The following is a 19,889-nucleotide window of genomic DNA, read 5'->3' as shown; positions in this document are numbered from 1 at the left end:
GCGGATTCGAGGTGCAGGAGCCGCCAAAAGAATAGCGCAGCCTCGCCCGCGTCCCGGCCGGGCTGCCCCCTCCGCCCACCCGCTGCTACTCTGACCGGCGGCGAAAGGACGTCCCGTTGAACACCGTCACCGGACCGGCGCCGACCGCGGCCGTCGTCATCGTCGCCGCGGGCAGCGGCACCCGCCTCGGCCGCGAGCTCCCCAAGGCCTACGTCGAGTGCGCCGGCGTCACGATCCTCGAGCGCAGCCTCCGCACGGTGCTCACCCTCGCCGAGCCGGTGCAGGTCGTGGTGGTCGCGCCGGAGGCTCTTGTCCGCGAGACGGAGGAGCTCTGCCGCCGCGCCGCCGGGAGCGTCGAGGTCCTCGTCACCGCCGGCGGGGCCACCCGGCAGGACTCCGTCGCACGCGGACTGGCCCTCCTGGCCGCGGGCGTCGAGACCGTCCTCGTCCACGACGCCGCCCGGGCCCTCACCCCCGTCGCGCAGTTCGAGCGCGTGCTCGCCGCCGTCCGCACGACCGGCGGCGGTGCGATCCCCGGGCTGCCCGTCACCGACACCATCAAGCGGATCGACGCCGACTCGGCGATCCTCGACACCGTCGATCGCGCGCAGCTCGCCGCCGTGCAGACGCCCCAGGGCTTCCCCCGGCACCTGCTCGACGAGGCCTACGCCGCCGCCGGCCGCGAGTTCACCGACGACGCCGCGCTGCTCGCCGCCCACGGCCGCGGGTCCGTCGTCGTCCCGGGCGACCCGCTCGCGTTCAAGATCACGACCCCGTGGGACCTCGCCCGCGCGGAGCAGCTCCTGGCGCCGCCACTCGCGGCCGCGGTGCCGCGCGTCGGCATCGGCACCGACGTGCACGCCTTCGACGACGCGTCGCCGCTCTGGCTCGCCGGCCTGCACTGGCCGGGGGAGCGCGGCCTGTCCGGCCACAGCGACGGAGACCCGGTCGCCCACGCGATCTGCGATGCGCTGCTCGCCGCGGCGAACCTCGGCGACATCGGCTCCCGCTTCGGAACGGCCGACCCGCGGTTCCAGGACGCCCACGGCGAGGTCTTCCTCCGCGCGACGAGGGAGCTCGTCGAGGCGGCGGGGTTCACGATCGGCAACGTCTCCGTCCAGCTGATCGGCAACCGGCCGAAGTTCTCCCCGAGGCGCGACGAGGCGCAGCAGCTGCTCTCCGGCCTGCTCGGCGCCCCGGTCAGCGTCGCCGCCACGACCTCGGACGCGCTGGGCTTCACCGGGCGCGGCGAGGGGGTCGCGGCGACCGCGACCGCACTCGTCCTCCCCACCCCCGGATCCGGCCGCTGATCCACCGCACCGCCCGGCCGCCCGGGCGCGCCGCCCCCGCCCGGTAAACTCGCCGCGTGACTCTGCGACTGCACGACTCGAAGGCCCAGGCCCTCGTCGACTTCGTCCCCCTCCGCGAGAACGAGGTCGGGATGTACGTCTGCGGACCCACGGTGCAGTCGTCCCCGCACATCGGGCACCTGCGCTCGGCCCTGGTCTACGACCAGCTGCGCCGCTGGCTGGCGCACCGCGGCTACCGGGTCACCCTCGTCCGCAATGTGACGGACATCGACGACAAGATCCTCGCGATCGCCGAGCAGGCGCGGCGCGCGGCCGGCGAGGGCGAGCCCTCCGAGCAGTGGTGGGCGCTCGCCTACCGCGTCGAGCTCGAGTTCACCGCCGCGTACTCGGCGCTGGGGATCCTCCCGCCCACCTACGAGCCGCGCGCGACGGCGAGCATCGCCGAGATGATCGCTCTCGTGCAGCGCCTGATCGAGCTCGGGCACGCCTACCCCGCCCCGGACGACTCCGGCGACGTCTACTTCGACACCCGCTCCTGGCCCGACTACGGCGCGCTCACCCACCAGCGCCTCGAGAGCATGGAGGCGGCGACCGACGCCGACCCGCGCGGCAAGCGCGACCCGCACGACTTCGCCCTGTGGAAGGGCATGAAGCCCGACGAGCCCGAGTCCGCCTCCTGGGCCTCGCCCTGGGGGAGGGGCCGGCCGGGCTGGCACATCGAGTGCTCCGCCATGTCGACCAAGTACCTCGGCACGCAGTTCGACATCCACGGCGGCGGACTCGACCTGCGCTTCCCGCACCACGAGAACGAGCTCGCCCAGTCCAGCGCGGCGGGCCACGCCTTCGCGAGCTACTGGCTGCACAACGGCCTCGTCTCGGTCACCGGCCAGAAGATGAGCAAGTCGCTCGGCAACAGCGTGTTCGCCTCCGAGCTGCTCGACTCCGCCCGCCCGCTCGTCGTGCGCTACTACCTCGGCTCGGCGCACTACCGCTCGACCCTCGAGTTCCACGACGGAGCCCTCGAGGAGGCCGAGGCCGCCCTCGAGCGGATCGAGGGCTTCCTCGACCGGTCCCGCCGGCGGCTCGAGGGCACCCGCTTCGCCGCCGTGGGCGAGCCGGTCGTCCCCGAGGAGTTCGCCGAGGCGATGGACGACGACCTCTCGGTCCCGCAGGCCATCGGCGTCCTGCACGAGACCGTGCGGGCCGGCAACGCCGCGCTCGACGCGGAGGACCTCGGCACGGTGTCCGCGCTGCGCACGCAGGTGCTCGCGATGGCCTCCGTGCTCGGCATCGACCCGGAGGCCCCCGAGTGGGCGCGCTCCGACGACGAGCCCACCTACCGGGCCCTCACCGTGCTCGTCGACCGCCTGGTCGCCGAGCGCCAGACCGCGCGAGAGCAGCGCGACTGGGCGGCAGCCGACCGCATCCGAACCGATCTCGCTGCTGCGGGAATCACGATCGAAGACACCCAGACGGGTGCGCATTGGAGTCTCGATGGCGAATAAGCCCGGCCGCCCAGGAGCGGTCCGCAAGAAGAGCAAGGGCAAGGCCGTCGGATCCGGCGGTCAGGGCCGCCAGGCCCTCGAGGGCAAGAAGCCCACGCCCAAGGCGGAGGACCGGCCGTACCATCCCGCGGGCAAGGCGAAGGCGGCGCGCGAGCGCTTCGTCGCCGCCGGCGGCAAGGGGCGACCGGGAGCGGCGCTGACCGGCGCCGCCCGCGGCCAGGGCCGCCCGGCCCCGTCGCGCAAGCCCAAGAGCGGCGACGAGTCCGAGATGGTCACCGGCCGCAACTCGGTCCTCGAGGTGCTGCGCGCCAAGATCCCCGCGACCACGCTCTACCTCGCGACGCGCATCGAGATGGACGACCGGGTCAAGGAGGCGCTCAAGCTCGCCACCGCCCGCGGCATCCCCGTGCTCGAGGTCATGCGCCCCGAGCTCGACCGCCTCGCCGGACCGGACTCGGTGCACCAGGGCCTCGTGCTCAAGGTGCCGCCGTACGAGTACGCGCACCCGAGCGACCTGCTCGAGCGCAGCGTCTCGCGCGGAGTCGTCCCGCTGTTCGTCGCCCTCGACTGCATCACCGACCCGCGCAACCTCGGCGCGATCATCCGCTCCGTCGCCGCGTTCGGCGGCCAGGGCGTCATCGTGCCCCAGCGCCGCTCGGTCGGCCTGAACTCCGCCGCCTGGAAGACCTCGGCCGGCGCCGCCGCGCGCGTGCCGGTCGCCATGGCGTCCAACCTCACCGCGATGATCAAGGACTACAAGCGCGACGGCGTCTTCGTCATCGGCCTGGACGGCGACGGCGACACGATGCTCCCGGGCCTCGAGCTCGCCGACCGCCCCCTCCTCGTCGTCGTCGGCAGCGAGGGCAAGGGCCTCTCACGCCTCGTCACCGAGCAGTGCGACGCCGTCGTCTCCATCCCGATCAGCGCGGCCACGGAGTCGCTCAACGCCGGCATCGCGGCGTCGGTCGCGCTCTACGAGATCTCCAAACTCCGCGCCGCCTCCGAGTAGCGCGGGCGCCGGTACGGCGATCTGCGGCGTTGTCGTCGGGCGCGATACCGCCGGTATCGCTTCCTCCTCCGCCTTGCAGCTCACCGCGCGGGCGCCGGTACGGCGATCTGCGGCGTTGTCGTCGGGCGCGATACCGCCGGTATCGCTTCCTCCTCCGCCTTGCAGCTCACCGCACCGGCACCCGCGCCGCGCGGGAGCCGGGGGAGGAGGTGGGCCGCCTTCGGCGAGCCGGTGGGCTTGCTGATCGAGTCGCCCGCGGAGCGGGCGAATCGAGATCCACCGGCGGAGGCGTCGGCCTCTGCTGGCCGTGCGGCGCATCATGCTGATCGAGTAGGCCGCGCAGCGGGCGTATCGAGATCCGCCTGCATCGAGGTCGGGCCTGCGGGCTCGACCACGGCCGATGGTGGGTCTCGATACGCCCCTGCGGGGCTACTCGACCAGCATGGGGGCGTCAGGCTCGTGGGCCGGGGTCAGACGTTCTTCATCCAGTCGACGTCGGCGTCCTCGTCGGTCAGCTCGGCGTCGCCCGCGTCGTCGAGCACGAGGTTCGGCAGCGTGATCGCCTCGGTCGGCGGCGCGATCACGGTCGCCTCGTCGCGACGGTGGCGGAGGATGTCGTTCACGTAGGCGGTGACCGCCTCCGCCAGCGGCACGTCGCGCGCCTGCTGCTGCGACATGAACCAGCGGTGCTCCAGCAGCTGGTGGAACATCTCCGCCGGCTCCAGGCGCCCCTTCAGATCCCGCGGGATCGAGCGGATGACCGGCTCGAACACCTGCGCGAGCCACTCGTGCGCGACCATCTCCTCGTCCAGGCCCTGCTTGTCGTAGGTCGCCGTGTACGAGTCGAGGTCGTTCAGCAGTCGGCGCGCCTGGTTCTCCTGCGCGTCCAGCCCCGTGAGCCGGAGCAGCCGGCGCTGGTGATGACCCGCGTCGACGACCTTGGGCTGGATCCGCACCGTCGAGCCCGCCTCGTCGGTCTTGATCGCGAGCTCCTCGATGTCGAAGCCGAGCTCGTTCAGCCGGTTCACCCGGTCGTTGATGCGCCAGCGCTCGGAGGTCGAGAACGACTCCGCGCCCGTCAGCTCCTTCCAGAGGCTGCGGTAGGCGGCGACGATGCCGTCGGACACCGTGATGGGGTCGAGGTCGTCGTCGACGCGCCCGCCCGCCTCGAGGTCGAGCAGCTCGCCGGCGATGTTCACGCGGGCGATCTCGAGGTCGTTCTCGCGCTGGCCGTTCGAGAGGCCGCCGGAGTAGAGCTGCCCGGTCTCGGCGTCGACGAGGTACGCGGCGAAGGCGCCCGCGTCGCGCCGGAAGAGCGTGTTGGAGAGCGAGACGTCGCCCCAGAAGAAGCCGATCACGTGCAGGCGCACGAGGAGCAGCGCCAGCGCGTCGACGAGGCGCGTGGCCGTGTCCGGACGCAGCGTCTGCGAGAACAGCGCGCGGTAGGGGAGCGAGAACTTCAGGTGCCGGGTCACCAGCACCGCGGGGAGCTCGTCGCCCTCGTCGTCTGTGCGGTTCGTGATCACGGCGCCCGGCACGACGCACGGGACGTCCAGGCGCTGCAGCGTCTTCAGCATCTCGTACTCGCGGCGCGACATCTCCGCGGTCGTCTCCTTGACGGCGACGACGTGGCCGGAGAGGTGCGCGAAGCGGACCGTGTGCCGGGAGATGCCCTTGGGCAGGGCGGCGATGTACTCGTCGGGCCAGTCGTTCAGCCGGAGGTTCCACGGCAGATCGAGGAGGGCCGGATCGACCGTGGCCGAGGTGATGTTCAGGGAGCCGGACATGGCGCGCCGTTCGTGTCGTGGATCGGACGGTGGAGGGGCCCGAACGAACGCTGCCGCCGCCTCGGAGGAGACGGCGGCAGCGTGTGCACGGGGGCGGAGCCTAGGAGAGGCGCAGTCCCGACTCGCCGTCGAAGATGTGCACGCGGTGGTTCGCGGTCACGTAGACGCGGTCGCCCGCGGTCGGGTGCACGCGGCCGTCGACGCGCGCGACGATGTCGGTGCGGCGACCCTCGACCTCGGTGTGGCCGTAGAGGTAGCCGTCCGAGCCGAGCTCCTCGATGAGGTCGACCTCGATCGGCAGTCCGCCGGGCTGGGTCGAGACGGTGACGTCCTCGGGGCGCACGCCGAGCGTGACGACCTTCTGGGTGGTCTTCGCGAGCGCCTCGCGGGCGATCGGGAGGACCGTGTCGCCGAACTTGACGCCGCCGTCGGTGACGTCCGCGTGGAACAGGTTCATCGCGGGCGAGCCGATGAAGCCGGCCACGAAGACGTTGTTCGGGTTCTCGTAGAGGTCGCGGGGCGTTCCGACCTGCTGGAGCAGTCCGTCCTTGAGCACCGCGATGCGGTCGCCCATGGTGAGCGCCTCGGTCTGGTCGTGGGTGACGTAGACGGTGGTGATGCCCAGACGGCGCTGGAGCGTGCCGATCTGCGTGCGGGTCTGGACGCGGAGCTTGGCGTCGAGGTTCGACAGCGGCTCGTCCATGAGGAAGACCTGGGGCTTGCGGACGATGGCGCGACCCATCGCGACGCGCTGGCGCTGACCACCGGAGAGGGCCTTCGGCTTGCGGTTCAGGTAGGGCTCGAGGTCGAGCATCTTCGCGGCCTCGAGGACCCGCGCGGCGCGCTCGTCCTTGTTGATGCCGGCGATCTTGAGCGCGAAGCCCATGTTCTCGGCGACGGACATGTGCGGGTACAGCGCGTAGTTCTGGAACACCATCGCGATGTCGCGGTCCTTCGGCGGCACGTCCGTGACGTTGCGGTCGCCGATCAGGATGCGGCCCTCGTTGACCTCTTCGAGGCCGGCGAGCATGCGCAGGGAGGTGGACTTGCCGCAGCCCGAGGGGCCGACGAGGACGAGGAACTCGCCGTCTCCGACCTCGAGGTTCAGCTTGTCGACCGAGGCACGCGTGGCCCCGGGGTAGACGCGGGACGCGTTGTCATAGGTTACGGACGCCATTGTTCTTGCTCCTTCACCGGCAGGTACGTGCCGGACGATCCGAGTGAATGGAAGTGACGGTCGTCGTCGCGTGGGCGACTCCGACCAACCGTCACAGTATGCCACGCGGCACCCGAGTGGGGTGCGCGTCCCCGAGGCCGCGCACCCGGGGCGGGTGGTATCCGTCGTTTGGAGGTTTCCCAGGGCTCGCGCGTAGGATTCCGGCGAGTCGCAGCCCGGCGACACGTCTTCCCCTCTCATTCGGAGTGTTCTTGTCATGACCAACGGCGGAGCCAACGACCGTCTCTCGAAGAACCAGCGTCGAGAGGCCGCGCGCGAGAAGGCCCGCCGACTCCGCGAGCAGCAGAAGCGCCGCGACCGCGTCAGCCGCTTCGCGCTGCAGGGCGGTCTCGCGGTCGTCGTGATCGCGGTCGTCGCGATCGTCGTCTTCGCCGTGACCTCGAGCATCCGCCCGGCCGGCCCCGGCCCCGCCAACATGGCGAGCGACGGCGTCCTGGTCACCGAGGGCCTGGTCGCGTCCACCTCTGCGGCGATCCCGGCCGACGGCACGCCCACCCCGAGCACCGTCGATACCTCGACGGGCACCGTCGACATCCGGGTCTACCTCGACTACCTCTGCCCCTACTGCGGTCAGTTCGAGCAGACCAACGGCGAGCAGATCAAGGAGTGGGTGACCAGCGGCGCCGCCACGGTCGAGATCCACCCGATCGCCATCCTCACCACCCGCTCGAACGGCACGAAGTACTCGGAGCGCGCGGCCAACGCGGCCGCCTGCGTCGCCGACTCCTCGCCCGACTCGTTCTTCGACTTCAACTCCGCGCTCTTCGCCGAGCAGCCCGCCGAGGGCACCGACGGCCTCTCGGACGACCAGCTCAAGCAGGCCGCCGCGGACGCGGGCGTCGAGGACACCGCCGCGGTGAACACCTGCATCGACGACCAGTCGTTCGTCAGCTGGGTCCGCGCGGCGACGGAGCGGGCGACGGCCGGGCCGCTGCCCGGCACCGAGGTCGCCTCCGTCTCCGGCACGCCGACCGTCCTCGTCAACGGCGAGGCCTACACCGGCTCCCTGACCGACGCTGACGCGTTCAGCTCGTTCGTGCTCTCGGCCGCCGCCGACACCTACTCGTCGGCGACGCCGACGCCCACCCCCGCCGCCGGCTGAGCGGCCGCCCCGGCACTCCGGGGCGCACGACGACGAAGGGCCCCGGGAGACCGGGGCCCTTCGTCGTGCCGGCCCGAGAGCCGTCGCCCGCCGCAGCGGACGGGAGAGGAGTGGAGCCGACGACGGGACTCGAACCCGTAACCGCCCGATTACAAGTCGGGTGCGCTACCAATTGCGCCACGTCGGCAGGTGCCTCGCCGCACCGGGCCACCCTATCGCGGGGCCGGAAGCCGTCTCGGCTCCGGCCCGCGCGGGCGGATCACGGCTCGAGGATGCTCAGGTGCCGCTCGGCCGGGGTGGGCCGCTTGGGCCCGCCGATCTTGCCGTCCGGACGGCCCACGTAGAGCCAGCCGAGCAGCTCCTCGCCCTTCTCCAGGCGGTGCGCCTTGCGCACGGCCTTGGCGCGCGTGTACGAGCCGGTGCGCCAGAAGACGCCCCAGCCCGCCTCGTCGAGGAGGAGGCTGAGCAGGTGCGCGACGCCCGAGGCGACCGCCTCCTGCTCCCAGGCCGGGACCTTCGACTTCTTCACGCTGACCACGACCGCGAGCAGGAGGGAGGCGCGGTGCGTCTTCTCGATGTGCTTGCGGGCGTCCTTCTTGTCACCGGACGCGGCGGCGAAGCTGCGGCCGATGCGATCGCGAGCGGCACCGCGGATCTCGATGACCCGCCAGGGCCGGAGCGAGCTGTGGTCCGCCAGCCGCGAGGCGGCCGAGACGTACGCCGCGATCTCCTCGTGCCCCGGCGCCTCCGCGGTCACCTTCGAGCGGGAGCGCCGGGCCAGGACGGCCTCGAGCACGGGAGTCGCGGACACGGTCACTCGCCCTCGGTGGTGAAGTTCATCGCGATCGAGTTCATGCAGTACCGGTCTCCGGTCGGCGTGCCGAAGCCGTCGGGGAAGACGTGGCCGAGGTGCGAGCCGCAGTTGGCGCACCGGACCTCGGTGCGGACCATGCCCAGGGTGCTGTCCTCGATGAGCTGGACCGCATCGGGGCGGATGGACTCGTAGAAGCTCGGCCAGCCGCAGCCGGAGTCGAACTTGGTGCCGCTCTTGAACAGCTCGGCGTGGCAGGCGGCACAGGTGTAGAGCCCCTCGCGGTGCTCGTCCAGCAGCTCGCCGGTCCACGGGCGCTCGGTGGCGGCCTGGCGCAGCACCGAGTACTGCTCGCGGTCGAGCTCCTCGCGCCACTCGGCGTCGGTCTTGTTCACGGAATACGACGACATGGGTCTCCCTAGGAATCCTCGTCAGTGTACGGGGGAGGGCGCTCCCCCTCTCCTCTCGTAAACTCTCCGCCGTGCAGCTGAATTCCGTGATCTCGAAGGCGTGGAGCGAACTCACGACGGAGGAGGTCCACGCGTTCGCGCGGCTGCGGACCGACGTCTTCCTCCGCGAGCAGCGGGTCGACGACGAGGAGCTCGACGACCGCGACCTGGAGCCGTCGACGACGCACTGGTGGATCGCCGACGAGCGGGGCGTCGCCGCGTACCTGCGCACACTCCGGGACGAGCGGCCGGAGCACCGGGACGCGCACCGGATCATCGGCCGCGTCGTGACCCGCGCCGATCGACGCGGGCAGGGGCTCGCCCACCTGCTCGTCAGGGCGGTCGTGGCGCGCCACGGTGACGAGGCGATGCTGCTCCACGCGCAGACCTACGTCGCGGGGCTCTACGCGCGGTCGGGCTTCGAGCCGTTCGGCGACGAGTTCGAGGAGGCGGGCATCCCGCACATCGGCATGTACCGGAGCGCCTCCCCGGTCGGCGGCGCGGGCCTGCCTACTGTGGAGGAATGAGCGGCGCCACGGACTTCGAGCGGACGACGGGCTCCGCCCTGTCCGATCGGGACCGCCGCGTCCTGGAGTTCGAGGCGGAGTGGACGGCCCGCTCCGGCGACAAGGACGACGCCATCCGCGAGCGGTTCGGTCTCTCGGTCGCCCGCTACTATCAGGTGCTCAGCGCGGTTCTGGCCTCCCCGGCCGCCCTCGCTCACGACCCGATGCTCGTCAAGCGGCTGCAGCGCATCCGCGACGGTCGCGCCGGCGCACGCGCCGCACGACGCCTCGGGCGCCCCGAGTAGACGAGCTGCTCGGGCCCACGAACGGAAGGCCGGCCGTACCGACGATGACCACCACCGCTCCGAAGGACCGCTTCGACGAGATCCCGGCCACCGAGGGGCGCGTGGGTGCGCACCGCCGCCCGCCCGCTCCGCATGCCCGGGCGATCGCCCTGGCCTGGGCGGCGCTCGCGACCGGGGTGATCGTGCTGCTCGGCTTCATCGGTCTGCTCGTCATCGACAACCGCGTGCAGTTCAACGACGTCTTCACCCCGCCGTCCGGCCTCGCCGAGACCGAGGCCCCGGCGGTCGTTCCGACGGTGGACCCCGCGCTCGCGATCGCCGTCCTGAACGGCACGGCGACGGAGGGACTGGCCGCGAGCGCCGGGGACGCCCTCGCGGAGGCGGGCTGGAGCGTGCCCACGGTCGCGAACGCGAACACCGAGGACGAGGCGACCACCACCGTCTACTACACCGACCCGGGACTCGAGGGAGCGGCGCTCGGCGTCGCGCAGTCGCTCGGCGTCGGGGTCACCGCCCTCACCTCGGACTTCGTCGAGACGGGCCCCGTCGTCGTCGTGCTCGGCTCGGACTATCCGACGCAGTAGGACGGGCGGCCCCCTCGCGCACCCCCGGAACAGGGCCTCCGAGCCGCTGTCCGGGGGTGTTCTGTTTCCGGCACGTTTAATTCATGTTGAATCCCGGGCAACTCTTTCCCGCAGGCGCATTCCACCGTTTTCCGGCGCGAAACGCTCGATTAGGATTCCTGACCAGGCACCTGCGCATCGCTCGTGTCGCAGGCATTCAGCACTTTGGGAGTAAGAGATGGCGAACGGAACCGTCAAGTGGTTCAACTCTGAGAAGGGCTACGGCTTCATCACGGTCGACGGCGGCGGACAGGACGTGTTCGTCCACTACTCCGCCATCGACATGTCGGGATACAAGGTCCTCGAGGAGGGCCAGCACGTCGCGTTCGAGGTCGGCACGGGATCCAAGGGTCCGCAGGCCGAATCGGTGCGCGTGGTCTGAGGCCGCCGCCCGTCCTGGAGCCGTCGTCCGCGTCCCGCGGGCGGCGGCTCCTTCCGTTGCGCCAGGGGTCCGCGTCACTTGCACTCCTCCCGGGTGAGTGCCAGAATCGCTGTTGGCACTCGCTCCAGTCGAGTGCCAACGACGGAATTCCCCTGACGTCCGGGAGGGACGAAGAACACACATGGCCAAGATCATTGCTTTTGACGAAGAAGCCCGCCGCGGCCTCGAGCGTGGACTCAACACCCTGGCCGATGCGGTCAAGGTGACCCTCGGCCCGCGCGGCCGCAACGTCGTGCTCGAGAAGAAGTGGGGCGCCCCCACCATCACGAACGACGGCGTCTCGATCGCCAAGGAGATCGAGCTCGACGAGCCGTACGAGAAGATCGGCGCCGAGCTCGTCAAGGAGGTCGCCAAGAAGACCGACGACGTCGCCGGCGACGGAACGACCACCGCGACTGTCCTCGCCCAGGCGCTCGTCCGCGAAGGCCTGCGCAACGTCGCGGCCGGCGCCGACCCGATCAGCCTGAAGAAGGGCATCGAGAAGGCCGTCAAGGCCGTCACCGCCGAGCTCGTCGCCGGCGCCAAGGCGATCGAGACCAAGGAGGAGATCGCGGCCACGGCCTCCATCTCCGCCGCGGACCCCGAGATCGGCGCGATCATCGCCGAGGCGATCGACAAGGTCGGCAAGGAGGGCGTCGTCACCGTCGAGGAGTCGAACACCTTCGGCACCGAGCTCGAGCTGACCGAGGGCATGCGCTTCGACAAGGGCTACCTGTCGCAGTACTTCGTCACGGACCCCGACCGCCAGGAGGCGGTCTTCGAGGACCCGTACATCCTGATCGTCAACTCCAAGGTCTCGAACATCAAGGACCTCCTCCCCGTCGTCGACAAGGTGATCCAGGCGGGCAAGCAGCTGCTGATCATCGCCGAGGACGTCGACGGAGAGGCGCTGGCGACCCTGGTCGTCAACAAGATCCGCGGCATCTTCAAGTCGGTCGCCGTCAAGGCCCCCGGCTTCGGCGACCGTCGCAAGGCGCAGCTCCAGGACATCGCGATCCTCACCGGCGGCCAGGTCATCTCCGAGGAGGTCGGCCTCAAGCTCGAGAACGTCACCCTCGACCTGCTCGGCTCGGCCCGCAAGGTCGTCATCACCAAGGACGAGACCACGATCGTCGAGGGTGCCGGCGACGCCGAGGCCATCGCCGGTCGCGTCGCGCAGATCCGCGGCGAGATCGAGAACACCGACAGCGACTACGACCGCGAGAAGCTCCAGGAGCGCCTCGCGAAGCTCGCCGGTGGCGTCGCGGTCATCAAGGCCGGAGCCGCGACCGAGGTCGAGCTCAAGGAGCGCAAGCACCGCATCGAGGACGCCGTCCGCAACGCGAAGGCCGCCGTCGAGGAGGGCATCGTCGCCGGTGGTGGCGTCGCCCTCATCCAGGCCGGCAAGCTCGCCTTCGAGAAGCTCGAGCTGGTCGGAGACGAGGCGACCGGCGCGAACATCGTCAAGGTCGCCATCGACGCGCCGCTCAAGCAGATCGCGCTGAACGCCGGTCTCGAGCCGGGCGTCGTCGCCGCCAAGGTCCGCGAGCTGCCCACCGGACACGGCCTCAACGCCGCGACCGGCGAGTACGTCGACCTGATCGCCGCCGGCATCATCGACCCGGTCAAGGTCACGCGCTCCGCTCTGCAGAACGCCGCCTCGATCGCCGGTCTGTTCCTCACCACGGAGGCCGTCGTCGCCGACAAGCCCGAGCGGAACCCCGTCGCCGCAGGCGGAGACCCCACGGGTGGCATGGACTTCTAGTCCGACCCGAACAACGCAGAAGGCGGTTCCCCTCCGGGGGAGCCGCCTTCGGCGTTTCCGGGGGCGGTGCTCGGTCAACGCTCCCGGCGCACAGTCGACGGCGCTCCGCAGTCGGCCTCGTCGGAGGACAGCGCCCACGGAGCCGTCGCCGCCCGCTCAGATCGCGAACAGCCGCGCGTTCGCCTCCTCCGTCTCGGCGTACTGCCGACTCGCCGCACCGAGGGCGACCCCGATCGACTCGAGCCCGTCGTCGACCTGGCCCTGCGTCGTCCGCCAGAGCCCGACGACGCCCTGGAACGCGGTCGAGGCCTGGCCCGTCCAGGAGCCCTCGAGGCTGGTGAGCAGGCCGAGCAGGCCGGCGACCTCGGCGCGGATGCGCTCCGAGTAGCCCTGGAGCGATCCGGTGGCGGTGGTCATCGCGTCGACGTCGGTCTGGAAGTGGGTCATGGGAGGTCCTCTCGTTCGTCTCCGCCGGTCGGCGGGTGCGAGAGAACGTACGCCGGGCGGCCTCTGCCGCGCGGCGGATCAGGCCGAGGCTGGGGAGGACTCGGTGCTCTGGTCGACGGTGAGGAGAGGCAGCGCGACGCGGAAGGTGGCGCCGCCGCCCGGGGTCTCGACGACGTCGACGCGTCCCTTGTGGGCGGCGACGATGGAGGACACGATCGCCAGGCCGAGGCCGCTGCCGCCGGTCTCGCGCGTGCGCGAGGTGTCCGCGCGCCAGAAGCGCTGGAAGATCTTCTCCCGGATCTGCGGCGGGATGCCCTCGCCGTGGTCGATGACCTCGAGGAAGGCGAGTCGGCGCGCGCGGTCGACGGCGACGCCGACCTCGATCGGCGTGTCCTCGGGGGTGTAGCGGACGGCGTTGCCGATCAGATTGGTGAGCACCTGGCGGATCTTGTTCTCCTCCGCCATCACGAGTGCCGGGACGCCCTCCTGCTCCGGCTCCGGAGCCGTGCCGGCCGCGATGTCCTCCGCCATGACGACGCGACGCGGGCGGCGACGGAAGCGCGCCAGGCGGGCGCCGGCGGCCGCGATCGGTCCCGTGAGCCCGGCGGGGAGGATCTCCATCGTCTGGGTCGGCGTGCCCGAGGGCTCGTCCATCTCGAGGGCGGGGGTCTCGACGGGGGTGTCGTCGCGCGTCTCCACGCCGAAGTCGCGGTCGGGCCAGGAGGCCATCGCATCCATCGCGGCGTCACGGGCGAGCGGCATCAGGTCGACGGGGGAGAGGGCGAGCGGCTTGGTCTCGTCGAGGCGGGCGAGCTCGAGGAGGTCCTCGACGAGGCCGCCCATGCGGATCGCCTCCTTCTCGATGCGCTCCATCGCCTGGCCGACGGCCTCGGGCGTCTGCAGAGCGCCCATCCGGTAGAGCTCGGCGTAGCCGCGGACCGAGACCAGGGGAGTGCGCAGCTCGTGGCTCGCGTCGCCGACGAAGCGGCGCATCTGGTCGATGGTGCGGGCCCGGTCGCGGAAGGCGCTGTCGATGCGCACCAGCATCGCGTTGAGCGAGCGGTTGAGGCGGCCGACCTCGGTGTTCGGCGTGGTGCCGTCGAGGCGCTGGCTGAAGTCGCCGTCGGCGATGGCGGCGGCGGTCTGCTCGACCTCGCGCAGCGGTGCGAACGTGGTGGTGACGAGCAGGCGCGTCAGCATCGCGCCGATGACGACGATCGCGACGCCGAACCCGAGGAAGATCGTCAGGTAGATCGTCATGATGTTGTCGATGTCGCGCGTCGAGGTCGCGAGGAGCAGCGTCGTGATCTGGCTGCCGTCGGAATAGGTCGTCGCGACGTAGTGGTACTCCACCTTGCCGCTCGCGCTGTAGATGGTGGCCGACTTGTCACCGAGCCCGAGAGCGTCCTCGAGCGAGAACGTCGCCGGGAACACCGGGTCGTTCGGGCCGACCGCGGTCGTGTCCTGCTGCCGGCCGAGGGAGTCGTAGAGCGCGCCGACGTAGCGCTTGTCCGTGTCGTCCATCCCGGCTTCGCGCTCGGTGACGAGGAGGTTCGCCGTCTCCTGGGCCTTCGCCCGCAGATCGACGTCGAGCTGGGTGACCAGCTGGGGCTTCAGCAGTGTCATCGTGCCGATGCCGGACACGAGCAGACCCAGTGTCAGCAGCAGGACGGTGACGGCGGTGATCTTGGTGCGCAACGAGATGGAGTTCCACCGCTCGGCCAGACCCTGGTGCATGGCGGTGGAACTCCCTCGAAGTCGTGCGGGCACCGGCTCCCTCACGGGGCCGGCGCCGGGGCGGCGGAGGTCAGACCTTCGCGACCTTCAGCATGTATCCGAATCCTCGCTTGGTCTGGATGAGCGATTCCTCCGAATGCGTGTCGAGCTTACGTCGCAGGTAGGAGATGTAGGACTCGACGATGCCCGCATCGCCGTTGAAGTCGTACTCCCACACGTGGTCGAGGATCTGCGCCTTGCTGAGGACCCGGTTCGGGTTGAGCATCAGGTAGCGCAGCAGCTTGAACTCGGTCGGGCTGAGCTCGACCGGCTCGTCGCCGACGAGGACCTCGTGGGTGTCCTGGTCCATCGTGAGCTCGCCGGCGCGGATGACCGCGTCCTCCTCGGCGTGCATCGTGCGGCGGAGGATCGCCTTGATGCGCGCGACGATCTCGTCGAGGCTGAACGGCTTCGTGACGTAGTCGTCGCCGCCGACGGTGAGGCCCGTGATCTTGTCCTCGGTGTCGTCCTTCGCCGTGAGGAAGAGGATCGGCGAGGTGTAGCCCGCCGAGCGCAGGCGCTTGGTGACGCCGAAGCCGTTCATGTCCGGCAGCATCACGTCGAGGATGATGAGGTCCGGCTCCTCCTCGAGCACTGCGGAGATCGCCTGAGCGCCGTTGCCGACCGCGCGCACGGCGAAGCCGGCGAAGCGGAGGCTCGTGGTGAGCAGGTCGCGGATGTTGGGCTCGTCGTCGACGATGAGAATGCGGGGTCCGTCCATGCGGACAGTATCTGCGCGTGGCCTGGACGAAGTCTGGGAGTCGAGTGACCGGTTTCTCTCCGCTGACCCGACGCCGACGGAAGGACGTCCGCGCTAGGAGGTCCGGCGGCGCCGGACGCCCACGATCAGCATCGCGATCATCATCAGGAACGCGATCGGCAGGCCGACCAGCGGCAGCGCGATCACGAACTGCCACAGCGCGCCGCTGTAGTCGCGGACGCCCATCATCGGCGCGACCAGGACCGCGATGAACGCGAGGACCGTCACGACGATGATCGCGACGAACATGTAGGCGAGGGTGCGCTCTGCGCGTCCGATGCCCGCAGGCTGCTGTGGCTTCACGGGTCAAGGATAGGGCGGGTGCCGTCCACTAAACTGATGGCTGCTTCATTTCCAGGAGGGGTTCTGCATGCCTACCGGCAAGGTCAAGTTCTACGACGAGGAGAAGGGCTTCGGCTTCATCAGCACTGATGACGGCCAGGAGGTCTTCCTGCACGCTTCCGCGCTGCCCTCCGGGACCGCGGTGAAGGCCGGCACCCGCCTCGAGTTCGGCATCGCCGACGGCAAGCGCGGTGCGCAGGCCCTGTCGGCCCGGATCATCGACACCCCGCCCAGCATGGTCAAGCTCAACCGCAAGTCGGCCGACGACATGTCGGTCATCGTCGAGGACACGGTCAAGCTGCTCGACGGCATCGGCACGGGCCTGAAGCGCGGCCGGTACCCCGACAAGGCGCACGGGCGCACGATCGCGACGCTGCTGCGCCGGGTTGCGGACGAGCTGGATGCCTGACGCCGGCGAGACGACCGGCGAGCCGACGACCGAGAACGACGTCGCGGCCACCGAGACCGAGTCGACCGAGGTCGCACCCGCTAGTGGCGAGCCGGCGGTGAGGACCGGATCGGCGGCGGTCTGGAGCGACGAGATCGACGACGTCGACGAGGACGAGGAGGACGACTCCGAGTCGGACGACGCTCCCGCCCCGGAGACGGCGACCGCCGCCGTCGCGCCGGAGCCCGAGCCCGTCCATGAGCTCGACACCGTGCTCGCCGGCTCCGAGGACCGCGCGCGCGAGGCGCTCGCCGACATCACCCCCGCCGACACGATCGGCGAGCTGGTCGCGACGATCGCGCAGGGCGAGCACGTCGTCTCGCTGCAGTTCGCGAACCTGATGCGCGGCTACCCGGGCTGGCTCTGGACGGCGACGCTGTCCAGGATCGACGAGTCCGAGGCCGTGAACGTCCTCGAGGTCGAGCTGCTGCCGGGCGAGGGCGCCGTGCTGGCGCCCGACTGGGTCCCGTGGTCGGTCCGCCTCGCGGACTACCGTGCCGCGCAGGACGCGAGCGGTGAGCGCGACGAGACCGAGGACGACGAGTACGAGGACGACACCGTCGTCGACGACACGGCCGAGGTCGACGAGGACGAGATCCTCGACGACGACGACGAGGCGGACGACGACGACGTCTCGGACGAGGACGACTCGGACGACGACGATTCCGATGACGACGACTCGGACGACGACGACTCGGACGACGACGATGACGACGACGACTCCGATGAGGACGACGAGGAGTCGGACGACGACTCCGACGACGCTCCGCGCGGCGGCTCCGCCCAGGGAGGCTCCGGCGACGGCCGCCGCGGCGGCAGCGGTCGCGGTCGTCGACGCCGTCGCCGCTGACCCGCACCGGCCGGGTGGGGGTCTCCCCGCCCGGCCGCGCTGACGAGCGCACGCCGGAGCGAGCCGCGCCGGGCGGCTGCGCTCAACGGCGGTTGCGGCTGTAGAAGAGGCCGATCGTCCCGAGCACGACGCCGATCACGACGGTCGACAGGACGAGCGGCGGCACGGACGTGCCCGCCGCGACGGCGATCAGCACGACGACCAGGGCGAGCACCCAGACGAGGCATCCCACCAGCAGCGCCGTCGCGTCGTCGGACGCGTACGGCGGCGGAGCGGGGCGGCGCTCATCGGGTCGGAGCCAGAGCCTCATCCCGCGCCTCCCCGCTCCGCCGGATCGATCAGACGGCCAGGCGCTCGACGACGTAGTCGATGCAGCTCAGCAGCGAGCGGACGTCGTCCGGCTCGATCGCGACGAACGTCGCCACCCGCAGCTGGTTGCGGCCGAGCTTGCGGTACGGCTCGGTGTCGACGATCCCGTTGGCGCGGAGGATCTTCGCGACCAGCGCGGCGTCGACCGAGGCGTCGAAGTCCACCGTGGCGACGACCTGCGACCGGTGCTCCGGCACCTCGACGAAGGGGGTCGCGATCGGCGAGGCCTCGGCCCACTCGTAGATCGCCGACGAGGACTCGAGCGTGCGGGCCGAGGCCCAGGCCAGGCCGCCGCTGGAGTTCATCCACTCGAGCTGCGACTCCATCAGCAGCAGCGTCGAGAGGGCGGGAGTGTTCAGCGTCTGGTTCAGGCGCGAGTTGTCGACCGCGTTCTGCAGGCTGAGGAACTCGGGGATGTAGCGGCCGCTCGCGGCGATCCGCTCGATCCGCTCGATCGCGGCCGGCGAGAACAGGCCGAACCAGAGTCCGCCGTCGGAGGCGAAGTTCTTCTGCGGGGCGAAGTAGTAGACGTCGGCCTCGGCGGCCTCGAAGTCGATGCCGCCCGCGGCGCTGGTCGCGTCGATCACGGTCAGCGCGCCGTCGTCGCCGTGGACGCGCTGGACGGGCGCCATGACTCCGGTGGACGTCTCGTTGTGCGGCCAGGCGTAGACGTCGACGCCCTCGAGGATCTCGACCTCGCTGCGCGAGCCGGCCGGAGCCGCGACGACGTGCGCGGGCTCGAGGAAGGGCGCGGAGGCGGCCTTGGCGAACTTCTGGCCGAACTCGCCGAAGGTGAGGTTCTCGGCACGGCGGTCGACCAGCGAGTAGGCGGCGGCGTCCCAGAAGGCGGTCGAGCCGCCGTTGCCGAGCAGCACCTCGTAGCCCTCCGGGATGCGGAAGAGCGTCGCGAGGTGCTCGCGCACGGAGCCGACCAGGTTCTTCACCGGCGCCTGCCGGTGGGAGGTTCCGAGGAGGTGCGCGCCCTGCGTCGCGAGGTGCGCGAGCTGGTCGTGCCGCACCTTGGACGGGCCGCAGCCGAACCGCCCGTCGTGGGGGAGGAGCTCGCGAGGAATGGTGACGTCCGGCATGCGTTAATACTAGGGTTCCCGGCCCGCCCCGCCTTCGACCATCGGAGGCCCTGCGCCCTGCCCCGTCGACGACGATGGGACACGGTGCCCAGTATGGTTGTGCGCGCTGAGACCGGAAGGCTGAGATGACGGATCTGATCGACACGACCGAGATGTACCTGCGCACCATCCTGGAGCTGGAGGAGGAGAACATCGTCCCCCTCCGGGCCCGCATCTCCGAGCGGCTCAGCCACTCCGGTCCCACCGTCTCGCAGACCGTCGGCCGCATGGAGCGCGACGGGCTCGTCGTCGTCTCCGGCGACCGCCACCTCGAGCTCACGGGCGACGGACGCCGCAAGGCGATCCACGTCATGCGCAAGCACCGCCTCGCCGAGCGGCTCCTCCACGACGTCATCAAGCTCGACTGGGAGTTCGTGCACGAGGAGGCCTGCCGCTGGGAGCACGTGATGAGCGAGCAGGTGGAGCGCCGCCTCCTCGAGATGCTCGACCACCCGACGGAGTCGCCCTACGGGAACCCGATCCCGGGGCTCGACGAGCTGGGGGACACCCCGGCGTCGCGCTTCGCGGACGGCGTCATCAGCATCCCCCGCTTCGTCGCCGGATCGGCGGAGCCGCAGCGCGGCGTCGTGCGCCGGCTGGGCGAGCCCGCGCAGGTCGACCCCGAGCTGCTGCTCCAGCTCAAGCAGGCCGGCGTCGTGCCCGGCGCCGAGGGCGAGTTCTCGGCACTGAACGGCTACGTGCTCGTCCGCATCGACGGTGCGGAGGCGGGGATCGAGCTGCCCAACGAGGTGGCTGCGCACATCTTCCTCGTCAGCTGAGCGTCCGCTCCACGCGCACTAGCGCATCGGACCGGCCGAAAGGGTCACGATCTCCTCTCCGGTTGGTGACAAATCGGTAACGGTCGCTTACGCTCTGTGGAGCCCTGCGCCCGAACCCCGGTCGTGAGGCGCGGGGTCCGACGTCCCTTCCCGTCTCGGAC

General features: G+C 70.9%; 22 protein-coding genes and 1 tRNA gene. 12 read left to right on the top strand and 11 right to left on the bottom strand.

Annotation, left to right across the window (positions count from 1 at the left end):
• Positions 1-116: 116 nt before the first annotated feature.
• Genes ispD through rlmB form a run of 3 tightly spaced genes read left to right on the top strand, consistent with a single transcriptional unit; the run spans position 117 to position 3,824 of the window.
• Positions 117-1,310: a 2-C-methyl-D-erythritol 4-phosphate cytidylyltransferase gene (gene ispD / locus HQQ82_RS05765; RefSeq protein ID WP_173232046.1), complete on the top strand. Its 1,194-nt coding sequence runs from the start codon at positions 117-119 to the stop codon at positions 1,308-1,310.
• Between the two features lie 56 nt (positions 1,311-1,366).
• A complete protein-coding gene (cysS, locus tag HQQ82_RS05760; protein ID WP_173232045.1) occupies positions 1,367-2,815 on the top strand; it encodes a cysteine--tRNA ligase in 1,449 nt (482 codons plus the stop codon).
• Complete coding sequence (rlmB, locus tag HQQ82_RS05755; protein ID WP_173232044.1) at positions 2,805-3,824, top strand: 23S rRNA (guanosine(2251)-2'-O)-methyltransferase RlmB; 1,020 nt, start codon at positions 2,805-2,807, stop codon at positions 3,822-3,824. The genes cysS and rlmB overlap by 11 nt, the downstream gene beginning before the upstream one ends.
• A 470-nt stretch (positions 3,825-4,294) precedes the next feature.
• Here rlmB and HQQ82_RS05750 read toward each other — a convergent pair whose 3' ends face one another.
• Both HQQ82_RS05750 and HQQ82_RS05745 read right to left on the bottom strand, forming a co-directional pair.
• Positions 4,295-5,611 (bottom strand): DUF4032 domain-containing protein, encoded by a 1,317-nt coding sequence (locus HQQ82_RS05750; RefSeq protein WP_173232043.1) that lies wholly within the window; start codon positions 5,609-5,611, stop codon positions 4,295-4,297.
• A 100-nt stretch (positions 5,612-5,711) separates the two neighbouring features.
• On the bottom strand, positions 5,712-6,788 hold the full coding sequence (locus HQQ82_RS05745) for an ABC transporter ATP-binding protein (RefSeq protein WP_123702257.1): 1,077 nt from the start codon (positions 6,786-6,788) through the stop codon (positions 5,712-5,714).
• Between the two features lie 256 nt (positions 6,789-7,044).
• On the opposite strand from HQQ82_RS05745, the gene HQQ82_RS05740 reads away from it, so the two are divergent.
• On the top strand, positions 7,045-7,950 hold the full coding sequence (locus HQQ82_RS05740) for a thioredoxin domain-containing protein (protein WP_173232042.1): 906 nt from the start codon (positions 7,045-7,047) through the stop codon (positions 7,948-7,950).
• A gap of 111 nt (positions 7,951-8,061) precedes the next feature.
• Here HQQ82_RS05740 and HQQ82_RS05735 read toward each other — a convergent pair.
• The 3 genes from HQQ82_RS05735 to msrB form a co-directional block, all read right to left on the bottom strand.
• A tRNA-Thr gene (locus HQQ82_RS05735) sits at positions 8,062-8,137 on the bottom strand.
• Between the two features lie 72 nt (positions 8,138-8,209).
• The gene (locus tag HQQ82_RS05730; RefSeq protein WP_367947827.1) at positions 8,210-8,761 is read right to left on the bottom strand and encodes a nitroreductase family protein; all 552 of its coding nucleotides are present in this window, start codon (positions 8,759-8,761) and stop codon (positions 8,210-8,212) included.
• Positions 8,762-8,763: 2 nt separating this feature from the next.
• Positions 8,764-9,171 carry a peptide-methionine (R)-S-oxide reductase MsrB gene (msrB, locus tag HQQ82_RS05725; protein ID WP_123445164.1) on the bottom strand — a complete coding sequence of 136 codons (408 nt, stop codon included), beginning with the start codon at positions 9,169-9,171 and terminating at the stop codon, positions 8,764-8,766.
• 71 nt (positions 9,172-9,242) lie between these two features.
• Between msrB and HQQ82_RS05720 the strand changes: the two genes are divergently transcribed.
• The 5 genes from HQQ82_RS05720 to groL all read left to right on the top strand — a co-directional run bounded on the left by HQQ82_RS05720 (position 9,243) and on the right by groL (position 12,830).
• Positions 9,243-9,737 carry a GNAT family N-acetyltransferase gene (locus HQQ82_RS05720; protein ID WP_367947826.1) on the top strand — a complete coding sequence of 165 codons (495 nt, stop codon included), beginning with the start codon at positions 9,243-9,245 and terminating at the stop codon, positions 9,735-9,737.
• Positions 9,734-10,021, top strand: coding sequence for a DUF3263 domain-containing protein (locus HQQ82_RS05715; RefSeq protein ID WP_173232041.1), 288 nt, complete (start codon positions 9,734-9,736; stop codon positions 10,019-10,021). Before HQQ82_RS05720 ends, HQQ82_RS05715 begins: the two co-directional genes overlap by 4 nt.
• A 44-nt stretch (positions 10,022-10,065) precedes the next feature.
• A complete protein-coding gene (locus HQQ82_RS05710) occupies positions 10,066-10,605 on the top strand; it encodes a LytR C-terminal domain-containing protein (protein WP_173232040.1) in 540 nt (179 codons plus the stop codon).
• Between the two features lie 217 nt (positions 10,606-10,822).
• A complete protein-coding gene (locus HQQ82_RS05705; protein WP_123445168.1) occupies positions 10,823-11,026 on the top strand; it encodes a cold-shock protein in 204 nt (67 codons plus the stop codon).
• A gap of 181 nt (positions 11,027-11,207) precedes the next feature.
• Positions 11,208-12,830 carry a chaperonin GroEL gene (gene groL, locus HQQ82_RS05700; protein ID WP_123445169.1) on the top strand — a complete coding sequence of 541 codons (1,623 nt, stop codon included), beginning with the start codon at positions 11,208-11,210 and terminating at the stop codon, positions 12,828-12,830.
• A gap of 156 nt (positions 12,831-12,986) precedes the next feature.
• Here groL and HQQ82_RS05695 read toward each other — a convergent pair whose 3' ends face one another.
• The 4 genes from HQQ82_RS05695 to HQQ82_RS05680 form a co-directional block, all read right to left on the bottom strand.
• Positions 12,987-13,277 (bottom strand): WXG100 family type VII secretion target, encoded by a 291-nt coding sequence (locus HQQ82_RS05695; protein WP_173232039.1) that lies wholly within the window; start codon positions 13,275-13,277, stop codon positions 12,987-12,989.
• A 78-nt stretch (positions 13,278-13,355) separates the two neighbouring features.
• On the bottom strand, positions 13,356-15,014 hold the full coding sequence (locus HQQ82_RS05690) for an ATP-binding protein (protein ID WP_173232038.1): 1,659 nt from the start codon (positions 15,012-15,014) through the stop codon (positions 13,356-13,358).
• Positions 15,015-15,084: 70 nt separating this feature from the next.
• The gene (locus tag HQQ82_RS05685; RefSeq protein WP_085475163.1) at positions 15,085-15,774 is read right to left on the bottom strand and encodes a response regulator transcription factor; all 690 of its coding nucleotides are present in this window, start codon (positions 15,772-15,774) and stop codon (positions 15,085-15,087) included.
• Positions 15,775-15,867: 93 nt separating this feature from the next.
• Positions 15,868-16,116 carry a hypothetical protein gene (locus HQQ82_RS05680; protein WP_367947825.1) on the bottom strand — a complete coding sequence of 83 codons (249 nt, stop codon included), beginning with the start codon at positions 16,114-16,116 and terminating at the stop codon, positions 15,868-15,870.
• 67 nt (positions 16,117-16,183) lie between these two features.
• Here HQQ82_RS05680 and HQQ82_RS05675 point away from each other — a divergent pair, with 67 nt between their 5' ends.
• Together HQQ82_RS05675 and HQQ82_RS05670 are read left to right on the top strand one after the other, a co-directional pair.
• A complete protein-coding gene (locus HQQ82_RS05675) occupies positions 16,184-16,564 on the top strand; it encodes a cold-shock protein (RefSeq protein ID WP_160087822.1) in 381 nt (126 codons plus the stop codon).
• Complete coding sequence (locus tag HQQ82_RS05670; protein WP_216848211.1) at positions 16,557-17,453, top strand: DUF3027 domain-containing protein; 897 nt, start codon at positions 16,557-16,559, stop codon at positions 17,451-17,453. Before HQQ82_RS05675 ends, HQQ82_RS05670 begins: the two co-directional genes overlap by 8 nt.
• 82 nt (positions 17,454-17,535) lie before the next feature.
• On the opposite strand, the gene HQQ82_RS05665 is transcribed toward HQQ82_RS05670, so the two are convergent.
• Positions 17,536-17,763, bottom strand: a complete 228-nt coding sequence (locus HQQ82_RS05665; protein WP_173232037.1) for a DUF2530 domain-containing protein — start codon at positions 17,761-17,763, stop codon at positions 17,536-17,538.
• Between the two features lie 28 nt (positions 17,764-17,791).
• A complete protein-coding gene (gene serC / locus HQQ82_RS05660) occupies positions 17,792-18,910 on the bottom strand; it encodes a phosphoserine transaminase (protein ID WP_173232036.1) in 1,119 nt (372 codons plus the stop codon).
• 125 nt (positions 18,911-19,035) lie between these two features.
• On the opposite strand from serC, the gene HQQ82_RS05655 reads away from it, so the two are divergent.
• A complete protein-coding gene (locus tag HQQ82_RS05655) occupies positions 19,036-19,728 on the top strand; it encodes a metal-dependent transcriptional regulator (RefSeq protein WP_173232035.1) in 693 nt (230 codons plus the stop codon).
• The last annotated feature ends 161 nt before the right edge of the window (positions 19,729-19,889 follow it).

This window comes from Rathayibacter sp. VKM Ac-2856 (genome assembly GCF_013205055.1).
Classification (GTDB): Bacteria; Actinomycetota; Actinomycetes; order Actinomycetales; family Microbacteriaceae; genus Rathayibacter.
Note: the sequence above shows the minus strand (reverse complement) of the source record. Positions and strands in the feature narration are given on the sequence as shown.

Bases quoted from the DNA above. Each gene is read 5' to 3' on its own strand.
- rlmB (WP_173232044.1), top strand. From the start codon at position 2,805: ATGGCGAATAAGCCCGGCCGCCCAGGAGCGGTCCGCAAGAAGAGCAAG.
- HQQ82_RS05750 (WP_173232043.1), bottom strand. From the start codon at position 5,611: ATGTCCGGCTCCCTGAACATCACCTCGGCCACGGTCGATCCGGCCCTC.
- HQQ82_RS05745 (WP_123702257.1), bottom strand. From the start codon at position 6,788: ATGGCGTCCGTAACCTATGACAACGCGTCCCGCGTCTACCCCGGGGCC.
- HQQ82_RS05740 (WP_173232042.1), top strand. From the start codon at position 7,045: ATGACCAACGGCGGAGCCAACGACCGTCTCTCGAAGAACCAGCGTCGA.
- msrB (WP_123445164.1), bottom strand. From the start codon at position 9,171: ATGTCGTCGTATTCCGTGAACAAGACCGACGCCGAGTGGCGCGAGGAG.
- HQQ82_RS05715 (WP_173232041.1), top strand. From the start codon at position 9,734: ATGAGCGGCGCCACGGACTTCGAGCGGACGACGGGCTCCGCCCTGTCC.
- HQQ82_RS05710 (WP_173232040.1), top strand. From the start codon at position 10,066: ATGACCACCACCGCTCCGAAGGACCGCTTCGACGAGATCCCGGCCACC.
- HQQ82_RS05705 (WP_123445168.1), top strand. From the start codon at position 10,823: ATGGCGAACGGAACCGTCAAGTGGTTCAACTCTGAGAAGGGCTACGGC.
- groL (WP_123445169.1), top strand. From the start codon at position 11,208: ATGGCCAAGATCATTGCTTTTGACGAAGAAGCCCGCCGCGGCCTCGAG.
- HQQ82_RS05695 (WP_173232039.1), bottom strand. From the start codon at position 13,277: ATGACCCACTTCCAGACCGACGTCGACGCGATGACCACCGCCACCGGA.
- HQQ82_RS05690 (WP_173232038.1), bottom strand. From the start codon at position 15,014: ATGCACCAGGGTCTGGCCGAGCGGTGGAACTCCATCTCGTTGCGCACC.
- HQQ82_RS05685 (WP_085475163.1), bottom strand. From the start codon at position 15,774: ATGGACGGACCCCGCATTCTCATCGTCGACGACGAGCCCAACATCCGC.
- HQQ82_RS05675 (WP_160087822.1), top strand. From the start codon at position 16,184: ATGCCTACCGGCAAGGTCAAGTTCTACGACGAGGAGAAGGGCTTCGGC.
- HQQ82_RS05670 (WP_216848211.1), top strand. From the start codon at position 16,557: ATGCCTGACGCCGGCGAGACGACCGGCGAGCCGACGACCGAGAACGAC.
- HQQ82_RS05665 (WP_173232037.1), bottom strand. From the start codon at position 17,763: ATGAGGCTCTGGCTCCGACCCGATGAGCGCCGCCCCGCTCCGCCGCCG.
- serC (WP_173232036.1), bottom strand. From the start codon at position 18,910: ATGCCGGACGTCACCATTCCTCGCGAGCTCCTCCCCCACGACGGGCGG.
- HQQ82_RS05655 (WP_173232035.1), top strand. From the start codon at position 19,036: ATGACGGATCTGATCGACACGACCGAGATGTACCTGCGCACCATCCTG.